The sequence below is a fragment of the Candidatus Enterococcus ikei genome, from assembly GCF_017316105.1.
GTDB classification, from domain to species: Bacteria; Bacillota; Bacilli; order Lactobacillales; family Enterococcaceae; genus Enterococcus_L; species Enterococcus_L ikei.
Map to the genome: position 1 here is coordinate 15,015 of NZ_JAFLWD010000041.1, position 14,970 is coordinate 29,984.

11 protein-coding genes and 1 pseudogene are annotated in these 14,970 nt (G+C 34.8%); 11 read left to right on the forward strand and 1 reads right to left on the reverse strand.

Annotation, left to right across the window (positions count from 1 at the left end):
• Window positions 1-26 precede the first annotated feature (26 nt).
• The 10 genes and pseudogenes from JZO69_RS14615 (at window position 27) to JZO69_RS14660 (ending at window position 12,349) form a co-directional block, all read left to right on the forward strand.
• On the forward strand, window positions 27-3,038 hold the full coding sequence (locus JZO69_RS14615) for a hypothetical protein (protein WP_207113573.1): 3,012 nt from the start codon (window positions 27-29) through the stop codon (window positions 3,036-3,038).
• Between the two features lie 334 nt (window positions 3,039-3,372).
• Window positions 3,373-3,816 carry a cell division protein ZapA gene (gene zapA / locus JZO69_RS14620; RefSeq protein WP_207113574.1) on the forward strand — a complete coding sequence of 148 codons (444 nt, stop codon included), beginning with the start codon at window positions 3,373-3,375 and terminating at the stop codon, window positions 3,814-3,816.
• 17 nt (window positions 3,817-3,833) lie between these two features.
• On the forward strand, window positions 3,834-4,382 hold the full coding sequence (locus tag JZO69_RS14625; RefSeq protein WP_207113575.1) for a CvpA family protein: 549 nt from the start codon (window positions 3,834-3,836) through the stop codon (window positions 4,380-4,382).
• A gap of 73 nt (window positions 4,383-4,455) precedes the next feature.
• Window positions 4,456-6,822 (forward strand): endonuclease MutS2, encoded by a 2,367-nt coding sequence (locus JZO69_RS14630; RefSeq protein ID WP_207113576.1) that lies wholly within the window; start codon window positions 4,456-4,458, stop codon window positions 6,820-6,822.
• A gap of 90 nt (window positions 6,823-6,912) precedes the next feature.
• Window positions 6,913-7,227 carry a thioredoxin gene (trxA, locus tag JZO69_RS14635; protein WP_010772634.1) on the forward strand — a complete coding sequence of 105 codons (315 nt, stop codon included), beginning with the start codon at window positions 6,913-6,915 and terminating at the stop codon, window positions 7,225-7,227.
• A gap of 174 nt (window positions 7,228-7,401) precedes the next feature.
• Window positions 7,402-9,204: an excinuclease ABC subunit UvrC gene (uvrC, locus tag JZO69_RS14640; RefSeq protein WP_207113577.1), complete on the forward strand. Its 1,803-nt coding sequence runs from the start codon at window positions 7,402-7,404 to the stop codon at window positions 9,202-9,204.
• A 169-nt stretch (window positions 9,205-9,373) separates the two neighbouring features.
• Window positions 9,374-9,523: a hypothetical protein gene (locus JZO69_RS14645; protein WP_207113578.1), complete on the forward strand. Its 150-nt coding sequence runs from the start codon at window positions 9,374-9,376 to the stop codon at window positions 9,521-9,523.
• Window positions 9,524-9,643: 120 nt separating this feature from the next.
• Window positions 9,644-9,832, forward strand: a pseudogene (locus tag JZO69_RS16895) (DUF2812 domain-containing protein); the annotation flags it as partial.
• 362 nt (window positions 9,833-10,194) lie between these two features.
• Window positions 10,195-11,094: an ABC transporter ATP-binding protein gene (locus tag JZO69_RS14655; RefSeq protein WP_207113579.1), complete on the forward strand. Its 900-nt coding sequence runs from the start codon at window positions 10,195-10,197 to the stop codon at window positions 11,092-11,094.
• Window positions 11,087-12,349 (forward strand): ABC transporter permease, encoded by a 1,263-nt coding sequence (locus JZO69_RS14660; RefSeq protein ID WP_207113580.1) that lies wholly within the window; start codon window positions 11,087-11,089, stop codon window positions 12,347-12,349. Before JZO69_RS14655 ends, JZO69_RS14660 begins: the two co-directional genes overlap by 8 nt.
• Window positions 12,350-12,382: 33 nt before the next feature.
• Here JZO69_RS14660 and JZO69_RS14665 read toward each other — a convergent pair whose 3' ends face one another.
• Window positions 12,383-13,378: a LacI family DNA-binding transcriptional regulator gene (locus JZO69_RS14665; RefSeq protein WP_207113581.1), complete on the reverse strand. Its 996-nt coding sequence runs from the start codon at window positions 13,376-13,378 to the stop codon at window positions 12,383-12,385.
• Between the two features lie 176 nt (window positions 13,379-13,554).
• On the opposite strand from JZO69_RS14665, the gene JZO69_RS14670 reads away from it, so the two are divergent.
• Window positions 13,555-14,949, forward strand: coding sequence for a 6-phospho-beta-glucosidase (locus JZO69_RS14670; protein ID WP_010772627.1), 1,395 nt, complete (start codon window positions 13,555-13,557; stop codon window positions 14,947-14,949).
• Window positions 14,950-14,970 lie beyond the last annotated feature (21 nt).

A 14,970-nucleotide genomic window follows, 5' to 3' on the forward strand; every position in this document is an offset into this window, starting at 1 on the left:
GTTAATAGATGGGAGTTTTTAATATAATGATAAAAAGGTATTTTAGTTATGCAGTAATGTTTATAGGATTGGTAGTGTATGCAAACACAATGCTTTCAAGTGTTGCTGAAGCGGCTGAAGTTTGGTTACCAGAATCTACCTATTGGCTAGATTCAATGAAAAATGAAATACCAAAAGAAAATACGTTTGCCCCGATGTGGTCAAGTAAAAGTGAAATAATAGATCATTCAGATGGAATATTTCTAGATAAAGAGGGACAAGGGCTATATCCTTTCGAAGGACAGATTCCATTTGCAACTAAAAAGGCAGAATGGATAAAGGTATCTAACATTGGGTATTATAATGATTCTAATATAAATATGAAAATGACGATTAAGACTTCTAAGCCAGCTCAGGATAGTTCGGGACAATCTGTAGACGATAAGCTTTTAAATACAGTAGGTATAAAAGATTATTTAGGAACAATTTATGTTAATGAAAGTACTGAAACTGCGGTACTTACATTTGAATTTTTTGATGATCAAGATAAACCAATCAATGTCTCTGGATATTGGACATTTAAGAATGTGATTAAGGGGACTAAATTTAAAATTAATAAAAATTGGGTAGATAAAATCTATAGTGTTAGTCGTTCGTTCGTTGAAGATGGTGTCATTCGACCAGTTGTTATCAAAGTTGAGGAAAATAACGATTATTTTCTAATGCGTGGTACTGAAGAAAGAGACGATCTAGTTAATGGGCGGGAGTCTTCTCAAAGCCAAGCAGTTATGACATATACTAACCAAAATAAAATAGAGTTAACTGTAGAAGCTGAAGCAGATAGTCCATATACTAATTTTGGTTATTCTTTTACGAATAAAATCCTTCCCAGAATAGAGTATCCGGCACCAGTGGGGAAAGAACAAACCGTAAAGTCCATTACAAAAGACAGTGCAATTAATCAGGAGTATAGTCAATATCTTCCATATCAATCCGAAAAAAATAGAACAAAAGATATAATTTTGGAAATCGACGCCCAAACAGTCGATTCATTGGTACCAGGAGATTGGAAAGTAACGAATGAAACAGGAACAGACAGTACAGCCTTGTTTTCTATCACGACTACTAATGAAAAAACAATGATTAAAGCCAAGGATAAATCACAAAATGAGTTATATGGTCATTATTTCTATTTTGAAAGAAAAATTGGTTTTTCAAAAATCCCAATTGACGAAACTTTGTTAAAAGATCAAGAAGGTGGGAAATACCTTGATACTACTGGAACAGTCGTTCTGAATACCGGTGATGACTCTAGATTAAAAACAACCTTTAAAACAAGTGTTAATTTTTTAGCCAAAGTTAATTATCACTATTTAGATCAAGAAACAACTAAACCGATTCCCAATTTACCAGATACCGTAAAAACTGAGATGTCAGGTTTAATTACACATTCATATCCGTCACTAAATGAAGAGATAATTCCAGAATATACTTATTTATCCACAACGCCAACAAATAGTGCAGATCAATTGATTCAGTATACTCAGGAAGATGTTTCATTTCTTTATAGGAAATTGAGCATAAAGTCAAAAAAAATATCGGTACCTTTAGGTATGGATACAACTAAATTTAGTCAGAATCAATTAAAAGAGGCTGTCGAATCTATAAAATTAGGAGAAAATGAAATCACTAATTATGAAATAAGTAGTCTAAAAGCAGCCGACACATCTATGATTACAAATGATAAACGGTCTTCAAAAATGACGCTTAAGATTAAGTCAACCTTAGAAGGGAAACTTATAGAGACCTATTTCGATGTTTTAGTAGAGGTAAACTGGGGAAATTCAATTGTACTAGGAGGCAGTGGGACAAATGTCAATCAAAACATAGGCGAATCAACATTCGCTTTGACACTCCATGAGGACAGTAATCAGAAACCTTATTTAACTGGAAGCTACGGAAATATGACAGTGGATAAAGATACGCCTTTAGATAAAAATAATGAAGGGGATAGCCCTTATTACCAAGTCACTTATTTAGACATGAATAAAAAGGCTTCTGGTGTTGAGAATGCTACTGAAGTGTATAGTCAACCACTAGCTTCTACCGATGTATTTCTCAATGCATCAAATCAATCAACTCCATTTGAAATGTTAGAGCAATTTAAGCAAAAAGTAACGGAATCAAATGGTCAATTATCTGTTAATTATGACGATGTTATTGGTATATACGTCACACCAAAACTGCAACAGGCAATGTATACGAACGATCAAGGTCCGCTACAACCTTTAAAAGACTTGCCTAATCAACAAACAGTATTTTATAAAATTACAAAATCTGGATTTGTTCCATTGAATTTAGATCATTTAGCAAGCAAAAATGTTTCAATTGTATCAAAAGAAACAGAATCAAAAGCAAACTATGATGCTCATTATACTAAAGCCGGAATTGAAGAATATTTCAACATTCCTACAAATAATGCGGAGTATAAAAAAATAGTTGGACAGGGGTTCAAAACCTATCCTAAATTAAATTTGGCAGTTAACGAAGAATCAACAGGACATGTTTATATAGCCGAGCGGCTAAGTGAAACCAATGATAAATACCTGAAATATTCTTATGAAGTAGTATTTACAGGAATTGGACCTGATATCCAATTTGAAAAAATTGAAGCATTAAATTTTGGAACGCCAGAAATTAAATCACAACAACAAGAAATACATCAAAAAAATACGGAGTGGCAACTAAATATTCGAGATAATCGTTTAAATAAAACAGCTTGGGAAATTCAAGCGCGTATAACCCAGCCATTCCAAGCCAAGGTTGGAGATACAATTAACGAGCTCAAAGGAGCTATGTTAAAGTTGAAAGATAATAGCAAGACAATTTTCTTGAATCAAAAAATGCAAAAAATTTATGTGAAAGACAGTCCTGAAACAAGCAACATTATTCAGTGGGAGGGTTCAGACGGTATGTATCTAAGTGTTCCACCAGGGAAAATCAAAAAGGACCTATCATATAAAACAGAAGTAGAATTTTTATTGAGTGTAGGACCATAGTTTAACAATAATAAGTTGTTGGAGTTACAGGAATTGACTCTTATTTAAATACCAAAAAATCGATTTAGACCTATTTTTCTTGTTATGTTAGCTGAGAAGAAAGGGAATAAATCGATTTTTTTATATAGTAGAAAAAAGCATATTTCTTTTTTTAATAAAAACAGTAAGAATCGCACACTGATAGTAAATGTTTATAAAAACAGTAATAATAACACTAGACCTTTAATTTTTTTGTTTAGTAGCATATAATAGGAAAGGGTTAATTGAAAGCACACAATGATACTTTTCATGGTACAATAGCATGGAACGAATCACTACAGGAGGGACCACTGTCATGGTGAAAGAAAAAACAAGATATAAAGCTGTGATTGCCGATCATACATATACGATCATCGGGCAAGAAAGCAAACAACATATGGATTTAGTAACGAAATTAGTCAATGAACAATTAGCAGAAATCAAGCACATCTCGCCACAAACCAATGATGAACAAGCATCAGTTTTGTTAGCGATAAATGCAATTTCAGATCAACTTAAAAAACAAGAAAAAGTTCTTAATTTAGAAAAAGAAGTAGCAGAGCTGAAAAAACGCACCATTCGTTTAGCAGAATTAGAAAATCGTATTAAACGAATCGAAACGATTGAAGAAGAAGCAAGAGATGTTCTCAAAAAGAACGGTCAAGAGGATGTAGAGATCCATAACCATATGGAAGCTCAGCAAATTTTAAATGAAAATCGTAAACAACAAATTCAAAGTAAAAGCACTCAAGACCAATAATCTGAGAGGATGACAGGATGTTAACATTACTTATTTTACTACTATTAGCCATTGGTTTTTATACAGGTGCTAGACGTGGGTTGATTCTGCAAGTTTTATATACCTTTGGTTATCTTGTTTCATATTTTATAGCTAAATCGTATTATAAGAGTTTGGCTTCGCATTTGGAATTGTTCATCCCGTATCCTTCACCAACAGCTGATACTAAATTAGTCTTTTTCAATCAAGAAATCACGCTTGATTTGGATCAAGCTTTTTATGGAGCGGTCGCCTTTTTATTGATATTAGTAGCAGGTTGGCTAGTTGTACGCTTTTTGGCCATTTTTGCTCACGGTTTGGTTTTTATTCCGGTATTAAAGCAAGCAAATTGGTTGGCGGGCGGATTGATAAGCTTGGTAGTGATTTATGTTGGTATATTCTTGGTATTGAGTATGTTATCAATGGTGCCAGTTGATGCAGTTCAAAACCAATTTAAGAACAGTGGGTTAGCAAGCTACATTGTCAAAGATACACCTATTTTTTCTAAACAAATCTATCATTTGTGGATTGAGCAAATGATTAAATAAACAATAATCTTATGAGCAGTTACTGAAAAGGAAGTTGTTCATCATTAGTCTTACAAGAACAGAAGGTGAAAAAATGAATACACGAATTTTAACGACATTAGGTTTTGACAAAGTGAAACAGTTGATTTCTCAATCTATTGTGACAGCTCAAGGGATAGACGAAGTCGAGCAGTTATCGCCTGTCAGTGATAGAACGAGCATACAAGCTTGGCTTGAAGAGACCGAAGATGGATTGAAAGTCCAACGCTTGCGTGGTGGAATTCCCATTCCAAAATTAGAAAATATTCGTCCTCACATGAAACGGATCGAAATAGGTGCCGATTTGAATGGTATCGAGTTAGCTCAAGTTGGACGTGTGCTATCAACGACTTCAGAAATTATTCACTTTTTTGATGACTTAAAAGATAGTGAGATTGAATTACTAAGACTCTATTCATGGATTGATCAACTAATTGTGTTACCTGAATTGAGTCGTAGATTAAAAGAAGCGATCGATGAAGATGGTCGAGTGACGGATGATGCTTCGCCAGAATTAAAAATGATTCGTAGCAATATTCGTAAAAGTGAACAGACGATTCGTGAGCAATTAGATGGTATTGTTCGAGGGAAAAATGCTAAATATTTAAGTGATGCAATCGTCACGATGAGAAATGAGCGCTATGTTATCCCAGTGAAGCAAGAATATAAGAGTGTATTCGGTGGTGTAATCCACGATCAAAGTGCTTCTGGACAAACTTTATTTGTTGAACCTAAACAAATCGTTGAGTTGAATAATCGCTTACGTCAACATCAAATTGCGGAGCGCAACGAAATCGAACGGATTTTAGCTGAGCTCTCTGCAACGTTGGTTCCTCATCGAAATGATATCCTGCACAATGCATATGTTATCGGTAAATTAGATTTCATAAATGCAAAAGCTCGTTTTGGCAAGGAATTAAAGGCGATTGTTCCGCAAATCAGTGAAGAAAATCATATTGTTTTTAAGCAAGCAAGACATCCACTTTTAGATCAGGAAAAAGCTGTTCCAAATGATATTATGATTGGACAGGATTATCAGGCTATTGTGATCACAGGTCCAAATACAGGTGGTAAGACAATTACATTGAAAACATTGGGACTCCTTCAATTGATGGGACAATCTGGTTTACCTATTCCAGCAGCTGAAGAAAGTTGTATGGGAATCTTTGATGAAATTTTCGCAGACATAGGGGACGAACAATCGATTGAGCAAAGTTTAAGTACATTTTCTTCTCATATGACGAATATCGTTGATGTTTTGAAAAAAGTGGACAATCATAGTTTAGTATTATTTGATGAGTTAGGCGCGGGTACTGATCCTCAAGAAGGGGCAGCATTAGCGATTTCGATCTTAGATGCATTAGGTAGTAAAAGTGCTTATGTAATGGCCACGACTCATTATCCTGAGCTAAAAGTGTACGGCTATAACCGTGCAGGTACAATCAATGCTAGTATGGAATTTGATGTAGATACACTAAGCCCAACTTATCGCTTGTTAATCGGTGTACCAGGGCGCAGTAATGCATTCGAAATTTCAAAACGTCTTGGTTTAGAAAGTACAATCATCGATGAAGCCAAACATATCATGGATGGTGAAAGCCAAGATTTAAATGAAATGATCGCAGATTTAGAAAATCGTCGCAAAATGGCAGAAACTGAATATTTAGAAGTTCGTCACTACGTCGATGAAGCGGAGCGATTGCATAGAGAACTAAAGGAAGCGTATAGTTACTTTTTCGATGAACGTGAAAAAGAAATGGCGAAAGCACGTCAAAAAGCAAATGAATTGGTTTCTCAAGCGGAAGCAGAAGCGAGCGATATCATATCTGATATTCGTAAGATGCAGTTGTCAGGTGGAAATCAAGGTGGTATAAAAGAGCACCAACTGATTGATGCAAAGTCAAAATTATCTCAACTTCATCAAGAAGAAAACCATTTAGAAAAAAATAAAGTATTGAAAAAAGCCAAGGAACAAAAGAAATTAAAATCAGGTGATGAAGTTATCGTTAATACCTATGGTCAACGTGGCACGTTAATCCGCAAGTCCGGAGATGCTGAATGGCAAGTACAATTGGGGATTTTAAAAATGTCGGTTAATGAAAGTGACATGACACCAGTTGCGCCAGAGAAAGAACCAACACAAAGAGTAACAGCCGTGCGCTCAAGTGAAAGTAGTCATGTAGCAAATCAACTAGATTTACGCGGGAAACGTTATGAAGAAGCATTATCTGATGTTGATCAATATCTAGACGCTGCGATTTTAGCAGGTTATCCTCAAGTTACGATTGTTCATGGTAAAGGAACGGGTGCTTTGAGAACTGGGATAACGGAGTATCTTAAAAATCATCGGTCTGTTAGTAGTTTCGAGTTTGCTCCAGGCAATCAAGGCGGTAATGGTGCAACAATCGTAAAATTTAACTAATATGCTTACCTTTAGTAAGCAATAAACTAGTCGAATGGTTGAACGAGTGCTATAATTGATTTAGATGTAAAAAAGTAGGAGGTCTATAATATGACACAAGTAATTACAGATAAAGATTTTTCAGCAGAAACAGATAGTGGTCTTGTTTTAATTGATTTTTGGGCAACTTGGTGTGGTCCTTGTCGTATGCAATCACCAATTTTAGAACAATTAAGTGAAGAGTATGACGAAAGTGAAGTTAAAATCACGAAGATGGATGTTGATGAAAACCCTGAAACACCAGCTTCATTTGGAATCATGAGTATTCCAACATTATTATTGAAAAAAGACGGAGAAGTTGTAGAAAAAGCAGTAGGTGTTCATTCAAAAGAACAACTACGCGCATTGATCGACAAGTATCTGTAATATTAATGTTAATAGAGAGGCTTATTTTGCTTAAGCTTTTCTTCACTTAAAATTTAATTGAATTTTTATGTGGTTGGGATTTGGCTCTCTGAGTTAGTTCCTAGCCACTTTTTTATGCTTAACTTTAAACAAAATGGTATAATATAGTTTATCAAGAAAAAGAAAGGAAGTATTATGAACGAAAGAATCAAAAATAAATTAGCCTTACTTCCTGACCAACCAGGTTGTTACTTGATGAAAGATAAAAATGGTACAATCATTTACGTTGGGAAAGCAAAGGTACTAAAAAACCGCGTACGCTCTTATTTTACAGGTAGCCATGATACAAAAACAGAACGGCTAGTCAGTGAAATAGAAGATTTTGAATATATTGTAACAGAATCAAATATTGAAGCCTTACTATTAGAAATAAATTTAATCCATAAAAATGATCCTAAATATAACATTATGTTGAAAGATGATAAAAGTTATCCTTTCATTAAGATTACAAATGAGGATTACCCACGATTGCTGATTACTAGAAAAGTGTCAAAAGATAAAGCTTTGTATTTTGGTCCATATCCCGATGTCGGTGCAGCCAATGAAACAAAACGCTTGCTGGATCGCCTGTTTCCTTTAAGAAAATGTCGACTACTCCCGAAAGAAGTGTGCCTTTATTATCATATGGGACAATGTTTGGCTCCTTGTGTTTTTGATATCCCCAAATCAACCTATACGAAGATGGTGGCAGAAATCAAAAGCTTTTTAAATGGAGGACATCCTGTTATTCAAGAAGAAATTCAAAGAAAAATGGCTGAAGTAGCAGAAAATATGGAGTTTGAAAAAGCTGCAGAATACCGTGATCAGATAAAAGCAATTGAAACAGTGATGACTCGTCAGAAAATGACAAATGCTGATTTAGTTGATCGTGATGTTTTCGGTTATGCAGTTGATAAAGGCTGGATGTGTGTTCAAGTATTCTTTATTCGCCAAGGGAAATTAATTGAACGAGATGTGTCCATTTTTCCGTTTTATAACGAAGAAGAGGAAGATTTTTTAACCTTCATTGGACAGTTTTATCAAGAGAATGAGCATTTTATTCCAAGAGAAGTGCTAATTCCAGATAATATCGATATCGCAAGTGTGGAAGCAATGTTGTCTACTAAAGTCTTACAACCACAACGCGGCGAAAAAAAGAAACTAGTCAAGTTAGCGGGGAAAAATGCTACAGTCGCTTTACAAGAAAAATTTGACTTGATTGTGCGTAAACAAGAACGTACGATTGGTGCAGTTGAAAAATTAGGGAATGCCATGAATATTCCAGCTCCAATCAGAATTGAAGCCTTTGATAACTCGAACATTATGGGGACTGATCCTGTTTCAGCAATGGTCGTTTTTATTGATGGTCGTCCAGATAAAAAGGAATACCGTAAATATAAAATAAAAACAGTTAAAGGTCCTGATGATTACGCCTCAATGCGTGAGGTGATCTATCGCCGATACTCAAGGGTTCTAAAAGAGAATTTACCTTTCCCAGATTTAATTGTGATCGATGGAGGGAAAGGACAAGTCGATGCTGCAAAGGAAGTATTGGATAATCAATTAGGCTTAGATATTCCTATCGCTGGACTGGCTAAAAATGATAAACATAAAACGAGTGAACTGTTGTTTGGTTCTAATTTAGAAATTGTGCCTTTAGAACGAAATTCTCAAGAATTCTTTTTGCTGCAACGAATACAAGATGAAGTCCATCGATTCGCAATTACTTTTCATCGGCAATTACGAAGTAAAAATAGCTTTTCTTCACGTTTAGATGATATTGAAGGATTAGGGCCTAAACGAAAGAAAGAGTTGCTAAAAAAATTCAAATCATTAAAAAATATTACCGAAGCTTCAGTTGAGGAATTAAATGCATCCGGTTTGCCGAAGAATGTCGCGAACAATGTCTATGCTCATCTACATCAAGTAAAAGTAGAGACTGAAGAAGATAATCAATAGATTAACAATAGAAAGGGCTAAAATTATTTCGATAATTCTAGCCCTTTCTATTGTTATAACGCACTGTTTTATGTTTATCAAGAAAATAATTTTATCTTTAAAGAAACGTTTGACAGCATAATTGAAGTTCGTTACTATATCAATAGGTGATATAAAGGGGCAAGATATCATGGATGAAGTGAATAATTTAACAAATGGGCAGGTAAATATTGGTCCGGCAAGTATGTATACTATAAAAAAAAAGAGGTTTATTACATTGGAAGAAAGTAATGAACGGAAAAAACATATTTCATTACTGATAAAGGACTTGAGAGTTTAAAAAAGGATATTGAGTGCCGTAAACTTCTTTATCAAGTTGGAGACCATCTGGTGGCTGAAAAAGGAAAAAATGAACAAAGTTTGGTTTCCTGTTTTTGAATAAGGTGTCCCTGAGGAAAAAAAGTGTTCAGTAGATTTTTTTGCTGGTTTACCAGAAGAATTGTCAGAATATTTAGTAATCTGTAAGAAAGCTGGTTGGGAAAACTTTGCGAATTATAGAGGGAACTATTTTTATTTTAAAACTAGTTACGCTACACTAATAATTTATTCGGATACTGAAAGTTATTGGACTCGTATGAAGAATGAGTAGATATGGTTATTAGTGCATACTATGGAAACAATTATAGCGCTTCGTGAAGTGCTACTCTTTTTTGTCATGCTAGATATCATATTACCAATTGGTGTAGATATTAGTGTAGCCTTTTCATTCAATTTTTATAGAGATCAAACAAATAGTCTAACCAGCCAGAACGATTTGTCAAAAGGCAAAAATTCCTAGAGACTTTGTGATTTTAGCAATGGTTAGTTTTATTATTGGTTTATTGTTCAGTATCTTATTAAAGGATTCATTTTAAAAAATAGTATCACGTGGTAAAATTTGGTAAAGATTAAAATAGGTAGTTCACTTTTTCACTAAAGTGTTGATCTAAATTGAGTATAGGAGGATGAGAAATGTTAGAAGTAAAAAATTTGGTTAAAACATTTGGGGATTATACAGCTGTAGACAATATATCTTTTGAAATTCCAGATGGAAAAATACTGGGGTTGATTGGACAAAATGGTGCAGGTAAAACAACGACATTTCGTTTGATTTTAGACTTTTTAACTCAAGACAGCGGAGTCGTACTATGGAATGGACACCAATTAAGTGGGAAAGATTATAATGACATTGGCTACTTACCAGAGGAACGTGGATTATATCCAAAGGTCTCAATTCAGGAGCAACTAATTTATTTTGCAGAGCTACGAGGGAAGTCGAAAAAAGAAATCGAACCAAAAATAGACGAATGGATGGAAAAATTCAAAGTTAAAGGAAAAAAAACTGATAAAGTAAAGTCACTTTCTAAAGGGAACCAGCAAAAAGTGCAGTTGATTGCCACATTGATTCATGAACCAAAATTGGTTATTTTGGATGAACCTTTCAGTGGATTAGATCCAGTCAATGCAGAACTTTTAAAAGATGGGATTATTGCATTAAAAGAAAAAGGCTCATGTGTCATTTTCTCCAGTCATAATATGGATAATGTTGAAAAAATTTGTGATCATCTTGTCATGTTAAGAAGTGGAAAAATGGTTCTAAATGGTAAAGTCCATGAAATTCGTGAAAGTTTTGGACGTACGAAAGTCTTTTTGGAATCACCATTAAGTCCAGAAGATGTTCTAGCAATCGATGGTGTGGAAAAAGCAGTAAAACGAGGAGACGGAGTTGTCGAAGTAACACTAAATGATCCCAAAGCTGGGCAAGAAATTTTTGCACGGGCAACACAATTTGGTTATATTCCAATGTTTAATCAGCAACCGCCGACCTTAGAAGAGATATTCAAGATGAAAGCAGGTGAGCCAAATGAGTAAATTTTGGATTATAGCAAGTGATGTTTATAAAAAGAACGTTAAATCAGCATCTTTTGTAATTATGATCTTGGTGCCATTTATTGTTATGGGAATTATTTATGTAGCAGGTTCATTAGCAGGTGGATTTTCTGAAGAGACAAAAGTTGGGCTAGTTTCTGATAATCAAGAATTGGCGTCGCAGTTGGCAAAATCAAAAACAGAAGATTATACGTTTAAAATAGTATCATCTCAAAAAGAGGCAGAAAAGCAATTGAAAGAAAAGGATATTGAAGCTTTTCTTGTCTTAAATACTGAAAGTGAGCAAGTTCAAGGAAAATTATATACTGAATCATCATTAGGTACAATGACTGAAATGACGATGAGTCAAACGCTTAACGGATTGCAATCTTCTTTGAGTGCAAGTAAATTGAACTTGACAGCAGATCAATTGGCAAGTTTGAGTCAACCTGCAAACTTTGAAAAGACAAAAGTTAGTTTTGATGATAAAGGGAAAATGATGACAGGTGAAGATAATACAGGGATTCAATCTGCTATGTCATTTGTTATAACGATCATTCTCTGGGTAATTATCATCACATATGCATCTATTATTGCACAAGAAATTGCTTCTGAAAAAGGAACGCGAATCATGGAAGTAATTCTATCAAGCACTAAAGCCCAAACTCATTTTTATGGAAAATTAACTGGAGTTATTTTAGTAGCCTTGACCCAAATTGTTATTTATGCAGCAGCATTCGGAATTGGTTACTCACAGTTAAAAAATTTAGATATGGTAAAAGGCTTGTTGGAAGGACTTTCTTCTACAAATATATTTGGAAGCTTCTTATACTTCACTTTGGTATTCTTTGTTTTAGGTGTATTAGTTTATTCTGTCTTAGCAGCACTATGTGGCTCATTAGTTTCTAAGCCAGAAGATACGGCCAAAGCGGTTCAGCCAATCATCTATATTGCGATGATTGGGTACTTCATCGGGATTTCATTAGGAACGACTGATCCGCAAAATATTGTCATCAAAGTATCTTCCTATATTCCATTGATTTCATCATTCATAATGCCAATTCGTTTAGCAAGTGAAACGGTGACAAATACAGGAGCAATGATTTCAGTGTTAATTCTTGCAGTATTTTGTGTTTTATTGACAATGTTTTCAGCAAAACTCTATAAATCAAATGTTTTGGTTTATAGCGAAGGTGGCGTGATGAAGTCATTGAAACAATCAATCTCAATTTTAAGAAACGAACGAAAAAAACAGTAATAAACAAAAAAAGAGCAATGAAGCAAAAAAACTTCATTGTTCTTTTTTTTGTTTTCGTAAAGGAACAGTCTGTCTTTCAATAAGTTGGACACGCATTTCTTGTTCGGGAATTGTTTCTTTATTTAATTGGTTGTGAATATAAATGAATGAATTTTCGGCTTGAAGCTTGATGGAATAATCTACGGTGGTAATATGCATCAACCGACTAATTTCACTGTTATCAAAACCGATTACGGCAACATCTTCTGGAATTGAGTATCCTAAAGTTTGAAGCTCAGAGATAAAACCAGCGGCGACGGAATCAGTATAAAAGGCCATTGCATCTGTTTTATTGTTCATTTCATGCCATAAATGTGCAATATTACGCCCATTATCAATTCTCGATTTATCTTGAAAAATCCATTCGTCGTTTATCAGCATCTTTTTTTCTTGATGAAAATCATCAATCGCTTTTAAACGCGCTTTTGTGTTTAAATTTTCAAAATTCCCTAAAACGTGTCCAATTGAACGATAGCCTCTCTGATAAAGATAATCTAATGATCGAAGATATCCTGAATAATGATCGATGTAAGAAGAATAGATTCTTTCAGAATCAATACGATGCCAAGTGGCAATGGGGCCATAAAGACTGTAGGGTTCAATAACTTCCCACTTATTTGCTCGAGTTAAAATAAAGACACCATCTAGTTGTTTATACTTCAATTGATTTAAGGCATCGATTTCTTTTTTCCTATCCCCATCTGTAAAATATAAGGTCACATAGTAGTTATAACGCTTTGCGATTGAAATAAAACTTTGAAGAAAAACGCCCAGCGGATCAATAAAGCCTTGTGCAAGAAAACCAATCGTTTTTGTTTCACCACTTTGAAGATTACGTGCAATTAAGTTAGGAGAATACGATAACGCTTCCATTGCTTCTAACACTTTTTTTCGACTTTCTTGACTAACATAACCATTTCCGGAAATAACCCTAGAAACAGTTGATTTTGATACTTGAGCTTTTTTGGCAACATCAATAATTGTGGTCATTTTAACACCTCGCTAATCAATCTAGTGTAATCTAACTAAATAAAAAGGCTTTTTCTTTTAAGTATAACATAAAAAGAATAAAAAAAGAGCTTGACATGGGAACATTCCCACAGATTATGATAAGAATGTAAACGATGTCAGAACATATTCTGAACAAAAAATCAGGAGGGAAACATATGACAAGAAATGCATTGAAAATCGCAACAATTGGTGGAGGATCAAGCTACACACCAGAATTAATTGAAGGCTACATTAAAAGAAAAGATGAATTACCAATCAAAGAAATTTGGTTAGTTGATATTGAAGCAGGAAAAGAAAAATTAGAAACAGTTGGAGCTATGGCCAAACGTATGGTCAAAGCTGCTGGTTTGGACTGGGAAGTTCATCTGACATTAGATCGCCGAGCTGCGTTAAAAGATGCAGATTTTGTCTCGACACAATTTCGTGTAGGTTTACTTGATGCGCGAATCAAAGATGAACGTATTCCGTTGTCACATGGTGTACTTGGTCAAGAAACGAATGGGGCAGGAGGCATGTTTAAAGCGTTCCGTACGATACCAGTAATCCTTGGAATTATCGAAGATATGAAAGAATTATGCCCAGACGCATGGCTTGTCAATTTTACAAATCCTGCGGGGATGGTTACAGAAGCAGCTATAAAGCACGGTGGTTGGAAAAAAACAGCTGGTTTATGTAATGTACCAATTGGTCACAGAAAGCAAGCAGCTGAAAAATTAGGAATTCCCGAAGAGGATTTATTCTTTAAATTTGCAGGTATTAATCACTTCCACTGGCATCGGGTTTGGGATAAACAAGGAAATGAACGGACGCAAGAATTGATTGACTTGATTTATGGTCCTCAAGAAGATTCTGAAAGTCATTTAAAAAATATTCATAACGCGCCATTCCATTATGAACAAATTAAAGACTTAGGTATGTTGCCATGTGGTTACCATCGTTATTATTATATCGAAGATGAAATGTTAAAACATTCGATTGAAGAATTTGAAAAAGGCGAAACAAGAGCACAAGTTGTAAAAGAAACTGAAGCTCGTTTATTCGAACTTTATAAAGATCCAAACTTAGATTATAAACCAAAGGAACTAGAACAGCGTGGTGGAACACACTATAGTGATGCTGCATGTGAGTTGATTGCGTCCATTCATAATGACAAACGTACTGATATGGTCGTGTCAACTGAAAACAATGGTACGATTACAGACTTACCTTATGATTGCGTAGTTGAAGTTTCCGGACCTGTGACAGCTCATGGTCATGAACCATACAATTGGGGCGCATTCCCGCCAGCTGCTCGTGGCATTATTCAAGTTATGAAGGGAATGGAGGAGACAGTGATTCGGGCTGCGATTGATGGTGATTATGGGGCAGCATTACATGCATTTACGATTAATCCCTTAGTACCAGGCGGATCGATGGCTAAAACGTTGCTAGATGAGTTATTGATTGCGCATAAAGATCATCTACCAAACTTTGCTGACGCTATCACTAAGATTGAAACAGAACAACCCGACACAGTAGCATACGTTACTGAATTAATGAAAAGTAATTAGACAATAAAAAAGAACAAAATC